General features: G+C 72.7%; 16 protein-coding genes and 2 pseudogenes. 7 read left to right on the top strand and 11 right to left on the bottom strand.

Annotation, left to right across the window (positions count from 1 at the left end; genetic code table 11):
• Positions 1-13: 13 nt before the first annotated feature.
• Positions 14-1,075: a type III polyketide synthase gene (locus AB0M76_RS05815; RefSeq protein ID WP_365951707.1), complete on the bottom strand. Its 1,062-nt coding sequence runs from the start codon at positions 1,073-1,075 to the stop codon at positions 14-16.
• A gap of 204 nt (positions 1,076-1,279) precedes the next feature.
• Between AB0M76_RS05815 and AB0M76_RS05810 the strand changes: the two genes are divergently transcribed.
• A complete protein-coding gene (locus tag AB0M76_RS05810; protein ID WP_365951705.1) occupies positions 1,280-2,524 on the top strand; it encodes a cytochrome P450 in 1,245 nt (414 codons plus the stop codon).
• A gap of 20 nt (positions 2,525-2,544) precedes the next feature.
• Positions 2,545-2,742: an acyl-CoA carboxylase epsilon subunit gene (locus AB0M76_RS05805; protein WP_365951704.1), complete on the top strand. Its 198-nt coding sequence runs from the start codon at positions 2,545-2,547 to the stop codon at positions 2,740-2,742.
• Between the two features lie 51 nt (positions 2,743-2,793).
• Here AB0M76_RS05805 and AB0M76_RS05800 read toward each other — a convergent pair whose 3' ends face one another.
• Complete coding sequence (locus AB0M76_RS05800) at positions 2,794-4,638, bottom strand: VanW family protein (RefSeq protein WP_365951703.1); 1,845 nt, start codon at positions 4,636-4,638, stop codon at positions 2,794-2,796.
• 243 nt (positions 4,639-4,881) lie between these two features.
• On the opposite strand from AB0M76_RS05800, the gene AB0M76_RS05795 reads away from it, so the two are divergent.
• Positions 4,882-5,568, top strand: coding sequence for a hypothetical protein (locus tag AB0M76_RS05795; protein ID WP_365951702.1), 687 nt, complete (start codon positions 4,882-4,884; stop codon positions 5,566-5,568).
• Between the two features lie 4 nt (positions 5,569-5,572).
• Here AB0M76_RS05795 and AB0M76_RS05790 read toward each other — a convergent pair whose 3' ends face one another.
• Positions 5,573-6,382 carry a hypothetical protein gene (locus tag AB0M76_RS05790; RefSeq protein WP_365951701.1) on the bottom strand — a complete coding sequence of 270 codons (810 nt, stop codon included), beginning with the start codon at positions 6,380-6,382 and terminating at the stop codon, positions 5,573-5,575.
• The gene (locus AB0M76_RS05785) at positions 6,379-6,825 is read right to left on the bottom strand and encodes a hypothetical protein (RefSeq protein ID WP_365951700.1); all 447 of its coding nucleotides are present in this window, start codon (positions 6,823-6,825) and stop codon (positions 6,379-6,381) included. The genes AB0M76_RS05790 and AB0M76_RS05785 overlap by 4 nt, the downstream gene beginning before the upstream one ends.
• A gap of 119 nt (positions 6,826-6,944) precedes the next feature.
• On the opposite strand from AB0M76_RS05785, the gene AB0M76_RS05780 reads away from it, so the two are divergent.
• Positions 6,945-11,585, top strand: coding sequence for a CHAT domain-containing protein (locus AB0M76_RS05780; protein ID WP_365951699.1), 4,641 nt, complete (start codon positions 6,945-6,947; stop codon positions 11,583-11,585).
• Between the two features lie 15 nt (positions 11,586-11,600).
• Here AB0M76_RS05780 and AB0M76_RS05775 read toward each other — a convergent pair whose 3' ends face one another.
• The 4 genes from AB0M76_RS05775 to AB0M76_RS05760 form a co-directional block, all read right to left on the bottom strand.
• Positions 11,601-14,513: an NHLP bacteriocin export ABC transporter permease/ATPase subunit gene (locus tag AB0M76_RS05775; protein ID WP_365951923.1), complete on the bottom strand. Its 2,913-nt coding sequence runs from the start codon at positions 14,511-14,513 to the stop codon at positions 11,601-11,603.
• Positions 14,514-14,565: 52 nt separating this feature from the next.
• Positions 14,566-16,833, bottom strand: a complete 2,268-nt coding sequence (locus AB0M76_RS05770; RefSeq protein ID WP_365951922.1) for an NHLP family bacteriocin export ABC transporter peptidase/permease/ATPase subunit — start codon at positions 16,831-16,833, stop codon at positions 14,566-14,568.
• 2 nt (positions 16,834-16,835) lie between these two features.
• Entirely contained in the window at positions 16,836-17,642 is an 807-nt protein-coding gene (locus tag AB0M76_RS05765; protein ID WP_365951698.1) for an HlyD family efflux transporter periplasmic adaptor subunit, read from the bottom strand.
• Positions 17,643-17,749: 107 nt separating this feature from the next.
• Positions 17,750-17,968, bottom strand: a complete 219-nt coding sequence (locus tag AB0M76_RS05760; protein ID WP_030297568.1) for a hypothetical protein — start codon at positions 17,966-17,968, stop codon at positions 17,750-17,752.
• Between the two features lie 432 nt (positions 17,969-18,400).
• On the opposite strand from AB0M76_RS05760, the gene AB0M76_RS05755 reads away from it, so the two are divergent.
• Together AB0M76_RS05755 and AB0M76_RS05750 are read left to right on the top strand one after the other, a co-directional pair.
• On the top strand, positions 18,401-18,676 hold the full coding sequence (locus tag AB0M76_RS05755; RefSeq protein WP_365951697.1) for an acylphosphatase: 276 nt from the start codon (positions 18,401-18,403) through the stop codon (positions 18,674-18,676).
• 149 nt (positions 18,677-18,825) lie between these two features.
• Complete coding sequence (locus AB0M76_RS05750) at positions 18,826-19,827, top strand: hypothetical protein (RefSeq protein ID WP_365951696.1); 1,002 nt, start codon at positions 18,826-18,828, stop codon at positions 19,825-19,827.
• 11 nt (positions 19,828-19,838) lie between these two features.
• Here the strand turns inward: AB0M76_RS05750 and AB0M76_RS05745 are convergent, their stop codons facing one another.
• Positions 19,839-20,477 carry a GNAT family protein gene (locus AB0M76_RS05745; protein WP_365951695.1) on the bottom strand — a complete coding sequence of 213 codons (639 nt, stop codon included), beginning with the start codon at positions 20,475-20,477 and terminating at the stop codon, positions 19,839-19,841.
• A 378-nt stretch (positions 20,478-20,855) separates the two neighbouring features.
• Positions 20,856-21,002: pseudogene (locus AB0M76_RS05740) on the bottom strand (phosphatase PAP2 family protein); the annotation flags it as partial.
• Here AB0M76_RS05740 and AB0M76_RS05735 point away from each other — a divergent pair.
• Positions 20,986-21,546, top strand: coding sequence for a phosphatase PAP2 family protein (locus AB0M76_RS05735; RefSeq protein WP_365951694.1), 561 nt, complete (start codon positions 20,986-20,988; stop codon positions 21,544-21,546). The pseudogene AB0M76_RS05740 and the gene AB0M76_RS05735 overlap by 17 nt on opposite strands.
• On the opposite strand, the pseudogene AB0M76_RS05730 reads toward AB0M76_RS05735, so the two are convergent.
• A pseudogene (locus AB0M76_RS05730) lies at positions 21,479-21,697 on the bottom strand (DedA family protein); the annotation flags it as partial. The gene AB0M76_RS05735 and the pseudogene AB0M76_RS05730 sit on opposite strands and share 68 nt — an antisense overlap.
• Positions 21,698-21,783 lie beyond the last annotated feature (86 nt).

Below are 21,783 nucleotides of genomic sequence, written 5' to 3'. Positions count from 1 at the left end.
TCGGATTCCTCCCTCACCCGGTCCCTCGATCCGAGGTCCAGCTGCCCAGTGAGATCTCTGCGGTGATGCCCGGGCCGAAACCGGCCAGCAGGCCCCGCGCGGCGTCAGCGGTGCCGTTCTCGTCGAAGAGCCGGCGCAGTGCGTCCAGGACGACGGCGCTGGCGATGTTGCCGTACTCGGTCAGTGTGGCCCGACTGAAGCGGAATGCCTCGGGTGCCACACCGAGGTACTTGCTCAGGTCATCCAGGATGCGGGGCCCACCGGCGTGGATGATGTAGAAATCCAGTGCGGCGGCGTCCCAGCCATGGGCTTTTGCGAGCTCCTTGAGGGACGGGGCGAGTGGTTCCATGGTCCCGGGCACCCGCCGGTCGAGCTTGAAGTGGAACCCGGTGGACTTGACGTCGTACATGATCCAGTCCTCTGTCTGGGGGATGATGTACGAGCTGTTGCGGTGCAGTTCCATGCCGGTGCCGCCCTTGCCCCGGACGACGGCGGCGCCGACGCCGTCGCCGAACAGGCCGTTGGAGAGCAGGTTGCCGACCTCCAGGTCACTGGGCTGGTAGCAGAGCGAGCAGAACTCGCAGGACACGATCAGCGCGTTCGCCTCGGGGTAGGCGGTGCAGAAGTCGTGGGCCCGGTTGACCGCCGCCCCGCCCGCCGCGCAGCCCAGCTGGGCGATGGGGAGCTGTTTGGTGTCCGTCCTGAAGCCCATCGCGTTGATCATCCAAGCGGTCAGCGAGGGCATCATGAAGCCCGTGCACGACACGTAGATGATCATGTCGATGTCCTTCGCACGCAGCTTCGCGTCCTCCAGCGCCTGCCGCACCACCGCCGGGACCCGCTGCTTGGCCTCGACCTCGTACACCGCGTTGCGCGATTCGAAACCGGGGTGCTTGAGGGTCTCCTCGATGGGGCGCACGATGTGCCGCTTCGCGACGCCGGTGTTGCGGATCAGACGCAGCGCCAGGTCGAGCTGCGGATGGTCCGCGTGCACCGAACGGCACAGATCCAGGGTCTGCTCCATCGTGATCACGTGCTCGGGCACGCACACCGTTGGCCTGCACAGAGTCGCCATGGGTGGCTCTCCTTTCGTGTCTGACACAGCCTCACGGACCTTTGGCCGATGCGCGCGCGGGACTACGGCGTTGGGGACATGAGCCAATCCGGTGACGCTGCGCCGTGGAGGCAGCGGAGCGTGTGACGAGAGGGAAGGGATGGCTGTGCCGATTTCCCGCGGAATCGCGCCTTGGGGGGTGCCATCCACGCAGGGAGATGAACCATGACGTCAGACCCGCACACGGCTCCCGGGCCGGAGACGGACCCGGCCTCGGGCGAACCGGTGCACTGCTGGAACCTGGACGACTTCGAGGCGCTCGACTTCGACCCGTTCCTGTACGACCGCCTGCGGGACAAACGCGCCGCCCGGATCCAGCTGCCGTACGGCCAGGGCAGCGCCTGGCTGATGGCGCGCTACGCCGACGTGAAGGCGGCCACCACCGACCCGCGTTTCAGCAGGCAGGAACTGGTCGGCCGTACGATCACCGCCTCCTCCCCGCACGCCATCGCCTCACAGCAGGCGTCCATGAACTACGCCGACCCGCCGCGCCTCAACGACATGCGCCGCGTGGTCGCACGGGCCTTCACCGGCAAGAGCATGCAGAAGCTTCGCCCGACCGTGCAGCGGACCGCCGACAGCCTGCTGGACGGCATGGAGCGGCACGGCTCGCCGGCGGACCTGGTCGAGCACCTGCACGGCCCGTTCCCGCTCGCGGCCGTCGCCGACCTGCTGGGGATGCCGCAGGACATGCGCAGGAACATGACCTCCTGGGCGAACGTGATCATGACGCCCGGCCCGGCGCCCGACAAGAGCACCGACGCCCTGAAGACGGTGCGCGAGTGCATCGTCGCCCTGCTCGCCATGCGGCGGGAGAAGCAGAGCGACGACCTGGCCGGGGTCCTCGCCGCGGCCGCCGACGCCGGTGAGATCACCGATCCCGAGGCCATCTCCATCGCCACCGCGATCCTGGTGAGCGGTGCGCACGCGGTGCGCAACAACAGCGCCAACATGATCTTCGCACTCCTCACCCATCCGGAGCACCTCGAACGGCTGCGCAAGGAGCCGGAGCTGATCCCCCAGGCCGTCGACGAGCTGCTGCGCTTCATCCCGCACCGCAGCGGGGTGGGCCTCCCGCGGATCGCCACGCGGGACGTGGACATCGCGGGCGTCACGGTCAAGGCCGGCGAGACGGTGTACTCCTCGTACCTGGCGGCCAACCGCGACCCCGAGGTCTTCCCGAACCCCGACACGCTGGACTTCGACCGCGGGCCCATCGCCCACATGGCCTTCGGGAACGGCCCCCACCACTGCGTCGGCTCGATGCTGGCCCGGATGGAGTCCGAGATCATCGTCACCACGCTGCTCGACCGCTACCCGCGCCTGGCCCTGGCCGTGCCGCGCGAGCAGATCGAGTGGCAGGCCGGGGCGCTGATCCGCGGGCCCAAGACCCTGCCGGTGTCCTGGTGATACGCCGGCACCGGATAAGGGTGGTCCGGGGCAGACCGGACCACATAGAACTGGCGGCCCTCACGGCCGCCCTGGTCATCCTGGCGCGCACGGCCCATGTGCCCCGCGCGCCGCATTCCGCCCGGCACCGGCGTGCCCACTGGGACCGCAACCTGGCGTCGGCGGTGCACCATCCCGCGCAGTCGTGGCGCGCCCGCCCGGCCTCCCCCTTCGTCTAGCGGGGCTCGGCGACGGGGCCCGGCCGGCCGGGCCCCGTCGGCAGCAGTCCGTCAGGCGCGGCCCGGCTTCGGCGCGGCCGGGGCCGGGGCCGGGGTCGCCGAGGCGGCCGGAGTCGCCGGGCCGGTCGCGGTTGCGGAGCCGGCCGAGGGGGTCGGCGCGGCCGGGCTCGCCGGGGTCTGCGGATCGCAGGTGACCTCGTCGCGCGGGGTGTAGTGCGTGCGGTAGGTCTCGCGCTTGACCTCCTGCCCGCCCTGGACGAAGACCCGGTCGACGGCGACGTCGAAGCCTTCCAGCGAAGTCTGGACCTCGCAGGTCGGACCGGAGCCCGTGCGCTTGGCCGGCGGGGTGGTGTTCGTCCGCGGGCCCTGGGTCGCGCGTATCTCGTCGTACTTCCTCGTGCCGAGCAGGCTGATGGTCACCGAGGTGTCGGTGGACTCGGCCTGGACGTAGATGGCGTGGCCGGAGTCGTTCTTCCAGCGCAGGTCGAGGGTGCCCCAGGCGACGGTGGCCTCGCGGCCCTCGGGGTACCGCTCGATGTAGAAAGAGTGGGCCCCGTGCTCCAGCGGCTTGACGCCCGCGAAGAACATGGCGTTGTACATGGTCGTCGCGACCGCCGAGACACCGCCGCCGGGGGACTTCACGAACTGGCCGTCGTTGATCATGATGCCGTCGACGAAGCCGTTCTCCTTGGTCCGCTCGCCGACCGTCTTGTTGAAGCTCCACGTCTCGCCCGGCAGCACGACGGAGCCGTTGATCCGCTCCACGGCCCGGCCGATGTTGGTGGTGCGGTACGGGGCGGCCGGGAACTTGACGGTGAAGGAGGACACCTTCTCCTTGATGCCGAGGCGCTGCGCGTTCTCGGCGGTCAGGCGCGGGTGGACCGTCTTCACGGCGACCTCACCGGTACGGGCGGCGCCCGAGCGCGTCAGCAGCGGGACGACGGCGTCGGCGAAGGCCTTCTCGGTGACCTGGATCCCGGAGCGCCCGTCCTGGGCGACGACCACCCGGCCGGCGGAGTCGACGCGGAAGGTGGCCCCGCGGGAGGGGCTGGTGGCGGCGGCCACCTGCCGGGCGACCGCGGGGTCGGCCAGCAGCCCCTTGGAGTCGAGCTTCGGAACCAGCCGGCCGTGGGCGTCGGGCTCGACCGCCAGGTGCCGGCCGAGCACGGCGGGGGTGAGGGTCACGGTCTTTGCGGCCACGGTGAGGGTGATCGGGCCGGACATCGCGGGCTCGGCGAACTCCTTCAAGGCCCGTGCGGTCTCCTGCTGACCCACGGCGGGCGGCTTCTGGTCCACCGGGAGCGTGACCGGACCGCCCTGCGGGCGCAGGTAGGCGGCGCGGACGGTGTCGGCAGCCTGGTCGGCGCGCACGGCGACTCCGGTGACGGGGGCGGTCGCCTTGGCCGTGCCGCCCTCGAAGGTGACGTCGCCGTCGCGGGCCTGTCGTCCGGCGGCGGCGATCCGGTCGACCTCGGACGTGGTCGTCGCACCGTCCGTACGGATCACGGGCTCGACCTCGCGGTCCTCGGCCGGGGTGAGCAGCCGCCCGATCACGGTGAAGGGGTCCGCTCCCGCCTGCGCGGCGCGGTCGACGGTGGCGGCGGTGTCCAGGGACAGCCCGAAGGCGGCGGGGGCGGCCTTCTCGGTGCGGTCGCCGATCCGCAGCTCCATCGGGGCGGCCGCGGCCGGGCCGAGCGTGCGGTCGAGGGCCGCCTCGGCCTCCGTACGGCTCATTCCGCCGATGTCGACTCCGCGTACGTGGGTGCCGTCGGCGATGGCGTCGCCCGCCACGGCCAGACCCGTGAGGTAGAGGCCGCCGAAGCCGAGGACGGCAGCCCCGCCCACGAGGGGGAGGGCTGTCCGCCGGTTGATCGTGAGGCGGTGTACGCGTCGCATGTCTCTCGTCTCTCCCGGTGCCGGTGGCGCTGGTACGTCGGTGTGGACCGGGGACCAGCATTCACCAATTCGGACTAACCGGGGCAAAAATGTGCCTGTTCTCACGAGGGGACCGGTCGGCGCGCCACCGGAACCGAGGCCACCGAAGTAAGGCCACTTAGGTTGGATTGGCCCTGTCCGGCCGTCCGGGGAATGCCACATCGTGAGGCCTGTCGGTCTTTGGCTCCCTGAAAGGCTCCACCGGTGCCCCTCGCCCCCGCCCGCCCCCCGCGGCGTCTCACGCGTCGACTCCTGCAGCTCTACGTCGGGCTCGCGCTGTACGGCGCGAGCTCGGCGTTCCTGGTCCGTGCGGGTCTGGGGCTGGACCCCTGGGACGTCTTCCACCAGGGGCTCGCCGAGCTCACCGGGTGGAGCATCGGCACGGTATCGGTGGCCGTCGGGGCGCTGGTCCTGCTGCTGTGGGTGCCCCTGCGGCAGCGGCCGGGGCTGGGCACCGTCTCCAACGTGTTCGCCGTCGGCCTGTCCATGGACGCCACGCTCGCGGTGATGCCGGACGTGCACGGCACGCTCGCGCAGGCCGCCGTACTGACGGCGGGCATCATCCTCAACGGTGTCGCGACCGGCCTCTACATCGCCGCCCGCTTCGGGCCGGGGCCCCGCGACGGCCTCATGACCGGGCTGCACCGGCGGACCGGGCGGTCGCTGCGGCTGGTGCGGACCGGGATCGAGCTCACGGTCCTCGCGGCCGGTGTCCTGCTGGGCGGGACGGCCGGCGTCGGCACCGTGGCGTACGCGCTGGCCATCGGCCCGCTCTCGCAGGTCTTCCTGCGCGTGTTCGCCCTGCCCGGGGAGGAAGGCTCCCCGGTCGGCGGCCGGGCCGGCGCGCAGTCCCCGGATGCAGCTCAGGTCGCGGCTCCGGCGCGGGGCTGACGGGTCAGCCGGCACCCTTGCGGAGGATGTCGTCGATCCTGCGCCCCTCGCCCTCGGTGACCCCCGCCTCCCCCACGACCACGCCCAGGGCCGCGGCGAGGTCCCGGTGGTGGATGTCGAGCACCGCCTCGATCAGGGTGGAGAACTCCTCCAAGGCGGCGCGCGAACGCCGCCGGCCCGCGAGGAGCACACAGCCGCCGGCGATCAGCCCGGGCCACCACCACACCCCGGTGACCAGGTAGAGGCACCCCCACCCGGCGAGCGTGACCGCCTCGGCGAAGCCGGTGCGCGCCGCCTGCACGGGCTGGCGCACCTCGTCCGCGACGAGCAGCCATACGCGCGGCCACGCGGCGGCCGCGTCGAACCAGTACTGGGCGCGGATCCGGGTCTCGACCAGCCGTACCCGGTCGCTCATCCAGGTGTGGCGGCGCGGCAGGTACGCCTCCACCACACCGGCGTCGGCCCGCTCGGCGGCCCGCAGGGCCCGGCGGCGGCGGCGCGCCGCGCCCCACTCCAGCGGGGCCAGCCAGAGCCGTTCGAGCGCGCGGCCGAGTACCCCCGCAACCGTGCCGGCGGTGCCCGCGGCCAGCAGGACCAGGGCGATGTCCACCACCGCCAGGGCCGGCGTGGCCCGCCAGCGCCGGGCGAGGCCGTCGAGCCAGGCCGTCAGCCGGCCGGTGTCGAGGGCGTGCGCGTGGCCGAGGTGGAATCCGGCGGCGGCCACCAGCACCAGGAGCAGCCCCGGCAGCAGCACCGACCTGAACCAGCGGCTGCTGACGTGCCTGCCGACCTCGGAGAGGATCCCGGTGATCACCGGGTGTCGGCGGCCGGGCCGAGGGGCCGCATGGCCGCGCCGTACGCATGGCACGCCGGGACGTGGCCCTGTGCGTCGCGCCCGGCGGTACGGTCGCACCGCTCGCTCGGGCAGCCGTAGCGGCCGGCGCCCGCGGACGGCGTACGCGGGGAGCCGGGAAAGCCGACCATCGCCGAACTCCCCCGGTCCGACCAACTGCGCTGCGGTGTGCCGGGATCAGCCGGATCCCCGTCCTCCTGAAGCCACTTGCGTACGGCGCGCTGCGCGGAGCCGCCCTGCCGGACCCGAGCCGCGTCGCGTTCCAGCCGCTCGGCCACGCCGGTCACCCGCGCATGGTCGCGCAGCCCGGCCAGCCGGGCGCACCACAGCGCCAGCGCCTCGCTCTCGGCCGGCTCACTCGTCCCGCTCGTCCCGCTCGTCTCCGTCGGTTCCTGCGCGGCCATCGGCTCCCACCCTTTCCGCCCTACCGCCCCTGCCGGTCGGCGCCACAGCGAGATTACCGACTGGCACCGGACGACGACACACAGCTACCGTGATGGCAACGGCAGGGAGGTCGTCTGGCATGCGGTGGCGCTGGCGCGGCAGTGCGCGGGGTGGGATCGAGCAGGCAGTGCAGAAGTACCTGAAGTCGGGGCGCGGGGGTGGACTGCAAGACCCCCGACTCGACGCCGAGGCCGAGCAGTTGCTGGCGGCGGCCGACGGGCAGCCGGCCCGGTCCGAGCCCCGCGGCCGGGCCATGCTGCTGGTCGGCCTGCTCCTGCTGGCGCGGGCCAAGAGCCTGATGCGGCCGCAGGCCGCACTGCCCGATCTCGCCGCCACGGTCAAGCTCGTCGGCCTGCTGCACGACACCCTGCCCGATGAGGTGCCTGCCGGACTCTGGGAACTGGCCGTGGAGTTCGGCGCCGATCCGGCGGCCCGGGTGAAGGCGGCCCGAGCCCTCCTCGATGCGGAGCAGCGCAGCGGCGAGGACGGGCTGATGGGGCTCGTCGCCCTGCAGCGCGCCCTGTCGGACCTGCCCGAAGACCAGCCGCACTGCGCCGAGTTGCGTCTGCTGCTCGCCACGGAATGGCTCGAGCGCTTCGAGCGGACGGCCGAACCCGGCGATCTCAAAGGCGCCCTCGTGTGGGCCCGGGCGGCGCTCGCCCTGGCCCCGGCTGCCGCCGGACGGCGACGCGAGGTGTTCCTCCAGGTGCTGGCGGCGACGCTGACCCACGAACTCGCCCGCGACGACACTCCGGAGAACGCGGCCGTCACCGTGGAGGTATGCCGCAAACTGCTGGCGCTGCAGACCCGGCAGGGCCCGGACCGCGTCGACGCCCTGACCCGGCTGGGCGGCGCCCTGTACACCCGGTACAACCACTCGGGAGCGGCCGGGGACCTCGACGAGGCGATCGACCTGCTGCGCTCCGCCACCGCCCCGGGCACGGTCCCGAACGCGGTGCCGCGCGGAGCCCAGCTCAAGTGTCTCGCCTCGGTGTTGCACCGCCGCCACGAGCTGACCGGATCCGTCGACGACCTCGACGAGACCATCGCCGTGATGGTCTCGGCCGTCGGACCGGGGGGTCTGACGGATCCCGCCGAGCGGGCACGGTGGAACGGCACGCTCCGCTCCCTCCGGCGGGAGCGGGCCGCGGCCGGCCCGCAGCCGGTCGCCGCACCGCGCCGCGCCCCGGCACTGCCGCACCAGCGCGCCGACGAGGCCCGGCAGCTGATCCTGCGCGCCGAGGCGGATCCGGACCCCCTCTCCCGCGACCGGGGCATCGAACTGCTGGGCCCGGCCCTGCGGGAGCTTCCGGAGGACTTCGCCGACCGCGGCGCTTACAGCGCGCACCTGGGCTCCGCCCTGCTGGCCCGCTACCGGACGGGGACCAAGGACCCGGCCGATCTCGAAGCCGCCCTGGAGTTCGCCCGCGAAGCCGCACGCCTGCGGCACCGGGGCGACCCCGCCGACCAAGTGGCGTACCTGCTCCTGCTGGCACAGGCCACCGAGTCGCGCTACGACCACTCCCCCACGGCGGCGGATCTCGATTCCGCGATCACCCTGTACCGCATGCTCATCGGGCTCCGGCCGCCGCCCCGGAGGGACCAGCGCTGGCACTGCCTGCACCACCTCGGCAAGAACCTCCTCCTGAGCTGGCAGCGGTCCGGGGAGCTGTCCGATCTCGACGCGGCGGTCGACGCTCTGCGCCAAGGCCTGGACCTCGTACGGCCGCCCGGGGAGCCGTACTTCCTCAATGCCGTGAACCTCGGCCAGGCCCTGGTGTGCCGGCAGGAGGTCACCGGCAGCGGCCACGACCTCGACCAGGCCCACGCCTGCCTGTCCGCCGCACTGCCCCGCCTCCCGGCGGACGACGAGCTGCGGGAACAGGCCCGCCACCTGCTGGAGGTGGTGGCCGGCCGGCGGCGCGAGCGGAAAGTGCGGCAGGAGGAGGGCATCGACCCACTCCTGAGGAACGCCGAGTTCATCTCGCCGAAGGGCACGCCCGAGGTCCCGCCGGAGCAGGCCGGCCGACAAGGGGGCGACGGCACCGCGGTGGTCCGGTACGACCACCGCCTCACCGAGTACATCTCGCGCTACGAACGGACCGGCGACCCGGCGGTGTTCGGCCCGGCGCTGGACCTCGGGTACCGGGTGCTCGGCGGCATGCCGGACGGGCACCCCAGCCGCCCGGTGATCGAGGGCCGCGTCGGCGTACTGCTGCTGCGGCGGTTCGAGCGGGACGGGGACCCTCTCGACCTCGACGGCGCCGTCGAGCACCTGCGCCTCGGCGCGTACGGGCCCACCCCCAACCTGCAGCAGCTGCGGATGCTGCTCGGGATGCCGGACGCGGACCCGGAGGAGCTGCGCCGCGTCGCGGGAAGCCAGGTGGACGCCGTCCTGCAGATGGAGCCGGACCGGGGCGACGAACTGTCCGCGCTGGCAGCCGCCTGCGTACGCCGCTTCGAACGCGACGGGGCGCGGGCGGACCTGGACGAGGCGGTGGCGGCTGCGCGGCGGGCGGTGGAGGCGGGCCGCCCGTACGACCGGCCCGCGCACTGCGCACGCCTGATGGTCCTGGGCACGGCCCTGGCGCTGCGCCACCGGTTCACCGGGGAATGCGCCGACCTGGACCGGTCGATCGAGCTGGGCCGCCAGGTCCTGGCCGTGGCCGAGGAGATCTCGCCCGCATCGGCTGCGATCGTCAGGCGGTGGGCCCTGCCCAACCTCTCCAGCCGGCTCCGCAGCCGCCACACGGCGCGCGGCCTGCCGGCCGACCTCGACGAGGCGGTCGCCCTCGGCCGCAAGGCCGTCGCCGTCCAGCTGCCGGGCAACCCGGGCACCTCGGCGCGGTCCAACCTCGCCCTGGCGCTGTGGGACCGGGCGCTGCTGCGCGGCGACCCCGGCGATCTCGACGCCGCCGTCGCCGAGGCCGGGGCCGTGGTCGCGGGCATGCGTCCCGCCTCGCCGCGGCGCGCGCACGCGCTGCTGTCGTGGGCGCACATGATGGCCGACCGCAGCGACATGACACGGGAGCGTGAGGGCGGCCGCGCCGGCGAGGACGACGCCGGGGCCGCACTCGACGGGTTCGCCGAGGCGGTGCAGTGCCTGACCTCGCCGGCGCACGAGCGGCTGGACGCGGCGGTCGGCTGGGGCGTCTTCGGTGCGGCGCGCGCTCAGGCCGGGCTGGCCGGCTGGGAGCCGGCCGCGGACGGCTTCGCGGCGGCCGTCGGGCTGCTGCCGCTGACCGCCTGGCGCGGTCTGGACCGCGGCGACCGCGAGCGGCTGCTCGCGCCGCGCTCGCACGTGGCGAGCGAAGCCGCGGCCTGCGCCATCGCCTGCGGGCGCCTGGAGGAGGCCGTGGAACTCCTCGACCAGGGCCGCTCCGTGCTGTGGGGGCAGGCCCTGGACGCCCGTACGGACCTGACGGAGCTGGCGCGGGCCCACCCCGAGCCGGCCCGGCGGCTCGACGGTCTGCGGGCGGGGCTGGAGCAGGGAGCGAGTCTGGTCGACGGCGACGGCAACGCCGTCGCGGACGGCACGCAGCGGCAGCGCCGGCTGGCCCGGGAGTGGGAGGCGCTGGTGGCGGAGATCCGGCTCCAGCCGGGTTTCGCGTACTTCATGCTCCCGCTCCCCTTCGCCGAGCTGTCGCAGGCGACCGCCGCCGGGCCGATGGTCCTCGTCAACGTCAGCCGCTACCGCTGCGACGCCCTGGTGGTGACCCCGGGTCAGGTCCGGCTGGTCCCGCTGCCCGGTCTGGACGCGGAGGAGGCGCAGCGCCGTACGGAGCGGTACCTGGCGGCCGTGGACCGCATCGGGCGTCCGGGCGCGCCGACCGGTCCCGTGCAGCAGACGGTCCTGGACACCCTGGAGTGGCTGTGGGACACGGTCGCCTCACCGGTGCTGGACGCCCCGGAGGCGGCGGACCGGCGGGGGCGGCGCCTGTGGTGGTGCGCCACGGGGCCGCTGGCCCTGCTGCCGGTGCATGCCGCGGGCTACCACGATCCCGACGACGAGCGGCCGTACGACGCGGTGGTGGAGCGGGTGGTGTCCTCGTACATGCCGACCCTGCGGGCCCTGGCCCGGGCGCGCAGGACCCCGGCCGCTCCGGAACGGCCGCGCCGGCTGCTGGTCCCGGCGGTGAGCGAGCGGCCCGGGTACGCGCCCTCGCTGGAACCGCTGCCGGGCGTACGGCAGGAGGCGGAGGCGCTGCGGCGCCGCTTCCCCGGGCGGCACACGGTCCTGGCCGACGCCCAGGCCACCCGGGCGGTGGTCCTGGACCTGCTGCGCTCGCACAGCTGCGTCCACTTCGCCTGCCACGGCGGCCAGAACCTCGCCGACCCCGCCCAGGGGGCCCTGTACCTGTACGACGGTCCGCTGACGGTGACCGAGCTCGCCCGGCTCGACCTGGAGTCGGCGGAGCTGGCGGTCCTGTCCGCCTGCCAGACGGCGGTCGGCGGCACGGAGCTCCCGAACGAGGCGATCCACCTGGCCGGCGCCCTGCTGCTGGGCAGCTTCCGGCAGGTCGTCTCGACGCTGTGGACCGTCGGGGACGACACCGCGCGGCGGGTCACGGAGAGGCTGTACGGGGTCCTCGGCGACTCCGCGGGCGCCCTGCACCCGTCCCGCGCCGCCCACGCCCTGCACGAGGCGGTCGTCCACATCCGCCGCGAGGATCCGTACCGGCCCCTGGCCTGGGCCTCGTACGTCCACTTCGGGCCGTAGGGGGTGGTGTGCCGGTCATCCGACCTGACGGCGGACCAGCTCGTGGAACAGGCCCTGCGTATCGGCGAGCAGTTCGGCGGGCGGCCCCTGCTGGGCGACCCGACCGTCCGACATCACGATCACCCGGTCGGCGTCCATGACGGTGGACAGCCGGTGGGCGATCACGATGCGGGTCGCGCGCAGGGCGCGGGTGGACTCGATGACCACGCGCTGGGCCTCGTTGTCCAGCGCGCTGGTGGCCTCGTCCAGGAAGAGGATGCGCGGTTTGCCGATGAGCGCCTGGGCGATCATCAGCCGCTGGCGCTGGCCGCCCGAGACGGTGCCGCCGCCGTCGGCCAGCACGGTGTGCATGCCCATGGGCATGGCCTTGATGTCCTCGGCGAGGCCCGCCAGAGCGGCGGCCTCCGCCGCCTCCTCGAGGGAGTACGCGCCGGAGCCGCGGATGCAGTCGAGGATCGAGCCGGAGAACGGCTGCGCGTTCTGCAGGACGACACCGCACTGGCGGCGCACGGCCGCCTGGTCGAGTGCGGCCAGGTCCTGGCCGTCGTACAGCACGCTGCCGGAGGCGGGCCGGTCGAAACCGATGAGCAGTCGCAGCAGGGTCGACTTGCCGCAGCCGCTGGCCCCGACGACCGCGACGAACTCACCGGGCCGCACCTGGAAGGACACGTCGTCCAGGACGAGCGGCCCGTCGTCGGCGTACCGGTAGGAGAGGTTCTTCACCTCGACGGCGCCGCCCAGCTCGCCCGGCCGGATGCTGGAGCCGCGCACCTCGGGAGTCTCCTGGAGGAGCGGCTTGACCTGCTCGAACATCGGCTGCACGGCGGCGGCCGAGAGGAGGGCGCCGGTCAGCTGGGTGGCCGAGGACAGCATCATCGTCACGGCGGTGCTGAACGTGAGGAACTCACCGGCGGACAGGCTGCCGCGGGCCGGGCCGGCCAGCAGCATGAACATCACGAGCGTGCACAGCGGCAGATAGACCGCGTTGAGCACCGTGACGACGTTCTTGATCCGGCCGATGCGCTGCTGGAGCTCGCGGGTACGGGCGAACTCCCGCGCCCAGGCGGCGTATGCGAAGCTCTCGGCCGCGGCCACGCGCAGCTTGGGCAGCCCGCGCAGGGTCTGGAACGCCTGGTTGTCGAGCTTGTTGCCGATCCTGATCAGCCGGCGCTGGTAGCGGAGCTGCCACAGTCCCAGGCCCAGGAAGACGACGGCGATGGCGAGCAGCATGCCGACCGCGGCCAGCGCCAGCGGCACGCTGTAGACGAGCAGCAGCACGAGGTTGATCGTGCCGACGGTGCCCGCCTGCAGGGACACCGAGACGATGCCGGACAGCACGGTGCGGATGGAGCTGATGCCCATGGCCGCGCCGGCCAGTTCCCCGGTGGAGCGGCCGGCGAAGAACGTCACCGGCAGCCGGAGCAGTCGGTCCCATACGGCCGGCTGCAAGGTGGCCTCGATGCGGCCCTCCATGCGCAGGAGGGAGATGTTCTGCAGCAGCATGAAGGCTGCCGAGACCACGCTGGTCGCGATGAGCGCCAGAGCGGTCTGCACGATGAGGCTCTCCTCGGCGTGCGGGACGTACGCGCCGAGCACCCGGCCGGTGGCCACGGGGACGACCGCGCCGAGGCCGACGGCGCCCAGCCCGCCCACGACGAGGCTGCGCAGGTCCGCGCCGCTGCCGCGCACGCTGAAGCGGAGCAGGTGCAGCAGGCCCGGCTTCCGGTCGGGCAGCGGGCGGTAGAACATCACGGCGTGCGGCTCGAACGCGTCCGCGCCGCCCTGGCCGAGGCGTTCGCGCGCGCCGGTGGCGGGGTCGACGGCCTCGTACCGGCCGCGCCGCCACAGCAGCGCGACGGGGGTCCCGTCGTCCGCGCGCCGGCCGACCAGGGGTCCGCTGTTCTCCCGCCACCAGCGCCCGCCCAGCTGGACGGCGCGGGTGCGGATCCGGGAGGCGAGCGCGATGCGTTCGACGGGGTCCGTCCGCTCGGAGGCTGCTGCGGCGGCGCCGCCCGTCGGCTCGGTCAGGGCGATGCCGGCTGCGGCTGCGACCAGGCGGCACACGGCGAACGTCGCGTCGTGGCCCGCATCGCGGCGGGAGCCCCTGCGGGAGCGGCCGATGGAGGCGAGCAGGGTGCGGTCCGCCTGGGTACGGGCGGCCTCGCCGGCCTCGATGCCGGCGGCCGTGCGGTCCTCGTGGGCGCGCTCGTCCTGCTCGATCCAGCGGTCCAGGGCGTCCAGCAGCCGGTACTGCTGGTCCACCATGCCCTGCCACACGGCCCCGTCGACGAGGAGCGTGCCGGCGGGTGTGGACATGCCGGCCGTGCCGTTGTGGGTCTCGTACACGGCGCCGTACTGCACGCTCCCCGGGGGGATCTGCATCCAGAGGATGTCCTCGTCGGCCCCGCCGGGGCCGGCGGTGGCGCGGCCCTCCAGCGGCGCCTGGTACAGCACGCGCAGACCGCGGCCGATGCCGCGGGCGAAGGCGTCCTCGAGGGGGCTGGGCGCCGCGTCGGCGAACCCGTTCTGCCAGGGATCGGCGTGCCACCCCCAGGCTCCGTCCCCGGGGACCCCCTGGGCTCCGTGCTCGGGGCGGTACAGCTCGCGCAGCTCGATGCGGCGCAGTACGCAGCCCTGCAGCGGGCGCCCGGTCAGCGTGTGGGCGGGACCCTCGGCCGGGCCCAGGAGCAGCGTGCCCGACTCGAGCCGGCCGAGGAAGTGCCAGTGGCCCGCCTGGGCGGCATCGACGGCGAACAGGTCCAGCTCGCCCTGCACGACGAGCCACAGTACGAGCGGACCTTCCAGCGACAGGCTGCGCAGGCCCGTGCAGTCGACCGGCGTGCCGAGGCCGCCGAGAGCCGCCACGACCGGATCGGGTGCGATGTGGGCCTGGTGGGGCTCGTAAGTCTGGTGGGCCTGATGGGTCATGTAGGTCATGTGCGTCTGGTGGGTCTGGTGGGTCTGGTGGGGAGATGTCACCTCAGTGCTCCTTCACCAGTCGGGCGTACGCGCCCTGTGCGGCGATCAGGTGCTCGTGCCGTCCGCGTTCCACGACCGTGCCCCGGTCGAGCACGACGATCTCGTCGCTGTCGCGCACGGTGCTGAGCCGGTGGGCGATCACCACGCAGGCGCAGCCGCGGCGCCGCAGGTTGTCGATGACGATCTGCTCGGTCGCCGCGTCCAGGGCGCTGGTCACCTCGTCCAGGATCATGACGCTGGGGCGGCGCACCAGGGCGCGGGCGATCTCCAGTCGCTGCCGCTGGCCGCCCGAGAAGTTGCGGCCGTCCTGCTCGACGCGGCTGTGGATGCCGCCGGCCCGGCGCCCGACCACGTCGTACACGGCGGCGTCCTGGAGGGCGGCGATGACGGCCTCGTCCGGGATGGAGGGGTCCCACAGCGCGACGTTGTCGCGGACGGTGCCCTCGAAGAGGAAGACGTCCTGGTCCACGAAGGACACGGAGGCGGCCAGCGCGCCGCGCGGGATGTCCTCCAGCCGCATCCCGTCGATGCGGATGGCGCCCGCCCAGGGGGTGTAGAGGCCGGAAATCAGCCTGGATACGGTGGACTTGCCGCTGCCGGAGCCGCCGACGAGCGCGACCTGCTGCCCGGGGCCGACCGCGAGCGAGACGTCCTTCAGCAGAGGTGCGTCCAGCGGGCTGTAGCCGAAGGTGATGCCGTCCAGCTCCACGTGCCCCTTGAGCCGGCGGGTACCGGCAGCGGCCTCGCCCCGCGCGTGCCGCAGGTAGAGCGGGTCGACGGGGAAGTTCTCGACGTCCTTGAGGCGGGCCACGTCGGCGGCGAAGTCCTGGATCCGGCCGGCGACACCGCCCAGGCGGGTGATCGGCGCGGTGAAGCTGGTCACCAGGGCCTGGAAGGCGACGAGCAGGCCGACCGAGAGGTGCCCCTCCACCGCCCGCAGGCCGCCGATCATCAGGATCAGCGCACTGTTGAGCGCGGCCAGCGTCGGCGCGACGACGGCCAGCCAGGCGCTGGGGACGCCGAGCCGCTGCTGCACGTCGAGCGTGACCGCGTGCTGGCCGGCCCAGCGGCGGAAGAAACCGTTCTCCCCGCCGGTGGCCTTCATCGTCTCGATGAGCTGGAGGCCGCTGTACGAGGTGTTGGTGAGCCGGGCACTCTCGGCGCGAAGCTTCTGCGTGCCGGTGGCCCGTACCCGCATCACGATCCGCACGGCCGCGATGTTGAGCAGCGCGATGAGCACGCCGACGGCGGTGAGCTGCGGGTCGTACGTCCACAGCAGCACCGCGTAGAGCACGACCACCACGGCGTCGACTCCCGCGGCGGCCAGGTCCCGGGCGAGGGTCTCGGCGACCGCGTCGTTGGACTGGAGGCGCTGGACCAGGTCGGCCGGGTTGCGCTGGGTGAAGAAGGCGACCGGTAGCCGGAGCAGGTGCCGCAGGAAGCGGGCGCTGCCGAGCGTCGAGGAGATGATGCGGCCGCGCAGCAGGTTGGCCTGCTGCAGGGAGGTGAGCACGGCCGTGAGCACCAGGGCCGCCGCCATCGAGGCGAAGAGCACGCCCAGCAGGGACGTCTGCTCGCCGATGAGGAACATGTCGATGTACGTACGGCTCAGCGCGGGCACCGTCGCACCGACGGCCACCAGCAGGAGGCTGGAGACCACGGCGGCCAGCATGGTGCCCGACGTGCCGCGCAGACGGGCCGGCAGGGCGCTCATGACACCCTGCTTGCGGCCGGTGCGGCGGAAGCCCGGGCCGGGCTCGAAGACGAGCGCGATGCCGGTGAAGCCGGTGTCGAACTCCTCCATGGGGACGAACCGCCGGCCCTTGCCGGGGTCGTTGATGTACACGCCCCGGCGGCCGAGGCGGCGGCCCATGCCCTCGTAGACGACGTAGTGGTTGAACTCCCAGAACAGGATGGCCGGCGGGTTCACCCCGGCGAGCGCGGCCAGGTCCATCTGCATGCCCTTGGCCGTCAGCCCGTAACCGCGGGCGGCCTTGAGGAGGTTGCCGGCGCGGGAGCCGTCCCGGGACACCCCGCAGGCGATGCGCAGCTCCTCCAGGGGCACGAAGCGGCCGAAGTGGCCGAGCACCATGGCCAGCGCGGCGGCGCCGCACTCCACCGCCTCCATCTGCAGCACGGTGGGCGTGCGTACGGTACGGGGCGTGCGGCCCTTGGGGACGGCCGGACGGCGGCGCCGGCGCCCGCCGGCCGGGACCCGGGCGGCCGGGGGCCGGGAGCGGGGCCGGTTCGGGGAGGTGTGCTGCGGCACGGTCACGGAAGCAGCCAATCGACGGGGCGCTGTGCGGCGAGGTGGACGGCTCCGGTGACCGGTGTCGTGGAGTCGACGGGGTACGGGGGCCCGCCCGCGGAGGACCACCGGTAGCCGGAGGTGGTCGCGGAGGAGCGTTCGAGCTGCACGAGCACGGCGACGGGGTTGCCCTGGCGGGCGAACTGGGCGGCGAGACGGGAGTCGCCGAGGAAGCCGGTGAGCTGCGCCTGCGTCTGGGGCGCGCGGCCGACTTCCTTGACGCGCCCGCGCAGCACGCCGAACTGCTGCTGGGGGGCGGACTGGACGGTCAGGTCGACCGGGGCGCCCACGCGGATCTCCGCGGCGCCGGCGCCGGGCAGGTAGAGCACGGCGACCAGGGGGTCGTCCGTGTTCTTCACGCGTTCCACGGTCGCGACGTCCGCGCCCGTCGTGACGACCGAGCCCGTCTTGGCGACGAGGGTCGTCACCCGCCCTCCGGCGACCACGCGTACGGTCCGCTCACCCTGGTCCGTGGCGAGCTGGAGCAGCGGCGCGCCCGGGGACAGCAGTTGGCCTTCCTTGGCGAGCACGGCGGTGACCTGTCCGGCGAACGGGCTCTGCAGCAGATAACTGCCCTCGGCATGCGTGAGGATGCCGGGTGCGCTCAGCTTGGAGGAGACGGATCCGGTGAATGCCCAGAAAGCCGCGGCAGCCATGACGACGACGGTGACGGCGAGAACGAGCCGGCCCTGCGGGCGTGCGAAACGTACGGGCAGATCGAGTTCTTCGGGCGATTGCAGCTTGGAGAGCGCCTTTTGACGGAACTGCACGAGCTATCCTTCGCCTGCATTCTGCATTCTGCATTCTTGAAACGGGCACCCGTGAACCCCGGAACGGTGACGTCCCGGGGTTCACGCGCGCTGCCGGCCGGCTCGGCTCAGAGGCCGGCGACACCGGCGCGAACGCCGACGATGCCCTCGACCTGGCCGGGCAGGGCCAGCGCGCCGTGGACCGTGTCCAGCGAGGTCACGGTGTTGACGACCTGGAAGACGTCGCCGGTGACGGCGCCGAGGAGGCCACCGGAAATGCTGACACCGCCGGAAACCGCGTCCAGTTCGTCGTCGGCGATCTCACGGGTCTCGATGTCGTTACGCATGATGTGCGCACCCTTCAGTTGTCTGAATGTTTCTCAAATGGCGTGGGCGGTCTGCAACAAGGCGGTCCGACCACTCCCGAACATCACTTCGGTGGGCAGATGTAAGCACGCGAACGGGTCACCCGGCCAACCGCGTTGACGCCCCCTCTCGCGCCAGGTGACCGTTCACTCGGCGGGCTTTCCGATTGATTCGACGGATCGCCACGGGTTCTCCACAAGATCGAGTAACAAAACAGAACACCCCATCACCCCCGAAGCCCAAACCCACCCAAACCCCCACCACCTGCAGCGGCCGCCCTCTCCACATCGGGTCGGGATGTAACGGGAGACACCCCCTCCACTTTCACCGCGTGAAGATTTCCGGGAGCGGCACTCCGTGACGGGCCGACCACGATCCGTGCCGATCGGCGTCCTCCCGGCTATGGTCGGCCCATGGAACGAGTGCGCAGCCGAGTGATCGTCCACGGCGTGGTGCAGGGCGTCTTCTTCCGCGACACCTGCCGCCGCACCGCCCTCGACCACGGCGTGGCCGGCTGGGTACGCAACCTGCCGGACGGGACCGTCGAGGCGGTGTTCGAGGGACCCGCGGCCGCCGTGGCCCACATGACCGCCTGGGCCCACCGAGGCCCGAGCGGCGCCGACGTGACCCGCGTCCAGCTCCAAGAGGAACAGCCCGAGGCCCTGGAAGGCTTCGAGATCCGCGCCTGAACCCACCCACCGGGAACACGAAGAGGCCGTCCTCCCCCGAAGGGGAGAACGGCCTCCGCGGACTCCATCCGTCCGCCATGCTGGGGCGGACTCTTCCGGCGGGTGCGCCGGCCTCGTGACGCTCGACCGCACAAGACGAATGGAACCCTGTGAGCCTTGCTCGGTCCGGCGGGCGGGTGCAGCCCGCCCGCGCCGGTGACCCCAAGCGGGTCGGCACGTACCGGATCATCGGCCGACTCGGGTCGGGCGGCATGGGCACGGTTCACGCCGGCCTCGACCCTGCCGGGATACGGGTCGCGGTCAAGGTCGTCCACCCCGCACACGCCGAGGACCCCGAGTTCCGGGCCCGCTTCCGCCGCGAGGTGCAGCTCTCCGCCCGCGTCCAAGGACCATGCCTCATCCCCCTCCTTGCGGCCGACCCCGATGCCGAAACCCCTTGGCTGGCCACCGCCTACCGACGGCACGTCCGTGACCCGGACCGGCGTGATGACCGGCACTCCGGGCTGGATCAGCCCCGAGCACTACCGCACCGGCACCGCCGGCTCCCCGAGCACTACCGGGAAGTGTTCCGCCGGGCCGCGCAGATGGCCGTGTGCACCGTGCTCGCACACCGCCTCAAGAACGCACCCACGACCTGGCCGTACGGCCGCTTCTCGGTCTACTGGAAGACATCCGACGGTGATGTCAACGCGTCGGCCATCGGCTATGGAACAGCCACTGACGGCTGCTTCACGGAGATCGCCGGCCAATGGCGCGGCGACGGGTCCGGCATGGCGACTGCGGAGATCCCCAGCAGCGACAAGGCGGAGATCCGCGTGGCCGACGCCACGGCCAAAGCCGTCACGGCCACCTGGAACACCAACACCGCCGAGACGAACGAAGCCCCCATCGGCGCGGCCGACGGCATCACCCTCGGCTTCGACCCGGTCGAAAACGCCGCCTACGTATGGACCGACGACCCCAACAACCGTTTTGCGAGCCGCGCTTCCCAATCCAATCTCAAGGGCGCCGTCGAGGAAGCCGTCTGCCGCAAACTCATCGCCGAGTTCAACAGCAACAGGAGCTGGAACTACACCCACTGGGCCGTCGCCGTGTACAACCCGTACACGAATGAACGCCAGTTCATCGGCTCAGGCACTTGCACCCCGTAAGCCGCTCGACCCTAAGCGGTCGCTGCGCCTTCGTGGCTCCGTGCCGCGGGGCGGCCCGTCACGCGGGCCTCCAGCGCTTGCTTCGCCTGCGGCCATTCCGGGCGGGTGATGCTGTACACCGCCGTGTCGCGTATCCAGCCGTCCCACATGACCATGTGGTGCCGCAGCACACCCTCGTGCGTCGCGCCCAGCCGGGATATCGCCGTCCGCGACTTCGTGTTCCGCACGTCCGTCAGCAGCTCGACCCGGTTCATCCCCATCACCTCGAAGGCATGCGTCAGCATCAGCAGCTTCGCCTCGGTGTTCATGCCGGTCCGCTGCCAGGACTCCGCGAGGAAGGTCCAGCCGATCTCCAGCCGCCGCTGTGCGGCGTTGATCATCATCAGCCGCGTCGAGCCGATGACCCGCCCGGTGGCCGCGTCCACCGTCGCGTACGGGAGCTGCGTGCCCTCGGTGCGGGCCGCCATCGCGTCTTCGATGAAGCCGCGGACATCATCCGGATGCGGGACGAGCGTCACCGCGAGATTCCACAGGCTGCCGTCGCGAACCGCCTCGCACAGCCCGTCGTGGTGCCGATGCTCGAGCGGCTCGAGCCGCACCCGCTCCCCCACGAGCGCCACCAGCTCCGCCGACGCCGTCGCCCGCTCCATGCCCGCCCCGCCCGTCCCGTGATCACCACCGACGGCCAGACCCTACCGGCCGTCGACGATCACCCCACCAGGTTTTCCGAAAACGATCAAGGGCCTTGTCTCACCGAAGTGAAACAAGGCCCTGATGTGCGACAAGGGCCGGCCCTAAGCGGCCTTGGTGAAGTGGGGTGCGTTTTCGCGTCGTCCGGTGCGGTGCATCGCTACCTGATCAGGACCGCCGGACCAGTCCCGGACCAAATCCACCCTCACCCTTTGCCTCGCGCGGCAACATCTGCGTCCGGCGCCGGGCGCCAGGTCGAAGCCCCCGTCGCACAGGCCCGTGCGGGTACCACCTGCAGGGCGTGATCATCCTCACCGGCGAGAATGCGTCGGCGCACGTCAGGCGGGGTCCTCGGTCCGGGGGCCGGGACGGCGGAGGTAGGCGCAGGTGAGGAGGGACAGCCAGGTCGTGGCGAAGAGCCAGCCGCCGATCACGTCGGTGAACCAGTGGACGCCGAGGTACAGGCGGGTGAGGCTGGTCACCGCCCTCGCCGTTCCGTTGATCACTGTCCTCGCCTTCGGCATCGACCTGCTGCTGAAACTCGCCGTCCGCGAGGACCGGCCCTGCCAGACCCTCCGGGTGCCCACGCTGGGGCCGTGCCCCGCACCCGGCGACTGGTCCTTCCCCAGCAACCACGCCGCCCTCGCCGCGGCGGCCGCCGTCGCCCTGCTCTTCGTATCGCGCAGGCTCGGCGGCGTCGCCCTGGCGGTGTGGGTCGTGCGGGCCCCGGACCATCTGCTGCCCGCCGACGTGAGCCTCCATCACTGGTCGGTCGAACACCGCCCGTCCTTCGCCGCGGCACTGGCCCGCGCGATCACCGATACCGGCATGACCGGCGCACTGCTCCTGTGCCTCGGCGCGGGCCAGACCCTGCGCTACGCGGCCATGACGGTGATCGCCCGCCCCAGGCCGGCGGCGGGTGACTGGGCCACGCGCGCAACGGGCTGGTTGGTTCCGGCGCGGCCCGCCGGGAGCGGAGCAGTTCGATTGCCAGGGGCAGCAGGGACACGGCGACGACGAGGGCGATGATCGGTAGCAGGTACCGGTCGACGTTGGGGACGGAGGAGCCGAGTGCGTACCCGGCCAGGACCAGCCCGACCGTCCAGACAAGCCCGCCGGCAATCTGCCAAAGAGTGAAGACGCGGGCCGGGATGTTCAGCGCACCGGCGAGCGGATTGAGGGCCGGGTACCTTCTGCCAGGGCCTTCTAGGCCCTTCTAGGCCTGTACGAGGCCGGCACGAAGGACTTCGGCCTCCGTGGCCGGAG

The organism is Streptomyces sp. NPDC051364 (genome assembly GCF_040682115.1).
Lineage (GTDB): Bacteria > Actinomycetota > Actinomycetes > Streptomycetales > Streptomycetaceae > Streptomyces.
Note: the sequence above shows the minus strand (reverse complement) of the source record. Positions and strands in the feature narration are given on the sequence as shown.